The organism is Pseudoxanthomonas sp. Root630 (genome assembly GCF_001427585.1).
GTDB lineage: Bacteria > Pseudomonadota > Gammaproteobacteria > Xanthomonadales > Xanthomonadaceae > Pseudoxanthomonas_A.
In genome coordinates, this window is sequence record NZ_LMGY01000014.1 from 1 (window position 1) to 1031 (window position 1031).

Consider the following 1031-nt stretch of genomic DNA (forward strand, 5'->3'; position numbering starts at 1 on the left):
GGGATCGGTGGCGACATGCGTGCGGGCGATGTCGGCGATGGACGCGGCATCGCCACCAGCACGACCCACCGCCCACAGCGCCTGCAATGCCGCACCGAAGGCGGCGCCTTCCGCTTGCGCCGGCACATCGACCGGCAGGCCGAACACGTCGGCCACCAGTTGGCGCCACGCCGCGCTGTTGCTGCCGCCGCCGGTCAGCACGATGCGCTCGAAGCGCATGCCGGCACGGACGAAGGCATCGAAGCCGTACTTCAGGCTGTAGGTCGCCCCTTCCATCGCCGCGCGGTAGAAGTGCGCCGGGGTCATGTTGGTCGGGTCCATCCCGGCCAGCACGCCCTTGCCGTGCGGCAGGTCCGGGGTGCGCTCGCCGTTGAGGAAGGGCAGCATCACNGGGATCGGTGGCGACATGCGTGCGGGCGATGTCGGCGATGGACGCGGCATCGCCACCAGCACGACCCACCGCCCACAGCGCCTGCAATGCCGCACCGAACGCGGCGCCTTCCGACTGCACCGGCACATCGACCGGCAGGCCGAACACATCGGCCACCAGCTGGCGCCAGGCCGCGCTGTTGCTGCCGCCGCCGGTCAGCACGATGCGCTCGAAGCGCATGCCGGCGCGCACGAAGGCATCGAAGCCGTACTTCAGGCTGTAGGTCGCCCCTTCCATCGCCGCACGGTAGACATGCGCCGGGGTCATGTTGGTCGGGTCCATCCCGGCCAGCACGCCCTTGCCGTGCGGCAGGTCCGGGGTGCGCTCGCCGTTGAGGAAGGGCAGCATCACCAGCCCATCCGCRCCKGGCGGCGTGGCCTGCAGGTGGGCATCGCCCTCGCGCGTGCTGAAGCCGAACAGGGTGGCCACCTGTTCGGTCGCCACGGTGCAGTTCATCGTGCAGATCAGYGGCAGCCAGCCGCCGGTGGASGAACAGAACGCRGCCCAGGCACCGTCAGGATCGACGACGGGCGTATCCGAGTAGGCGAACAGCGTGCCCGAGGTGCCCAGGCTCATCGCCAGGCGGCCTTCTTCCACGCAG

At 70.3% G+C, this 1031-nt stretch carries 1 protein-coding gene and 1 pseudogene; both read right to left on the minus strand.

Translation table 11 applies throughout. The features are described 5' to 3' along the window. The coding region (locus ASD72_RS20620) for an FGGY-family carbohydrate kinase (protein ID WP_255357648.1) at positions 1 to 390 on the minus strand (390 nt) is incomplete at both ends. 1 nt (position 391) lies between these two features. Then, positions 392 to 1031 (minus strand): annotated as a pseudogene (locus ASD72_RS10315) (FGGY-family carbohydrate kinase); the annotation flags it as partial.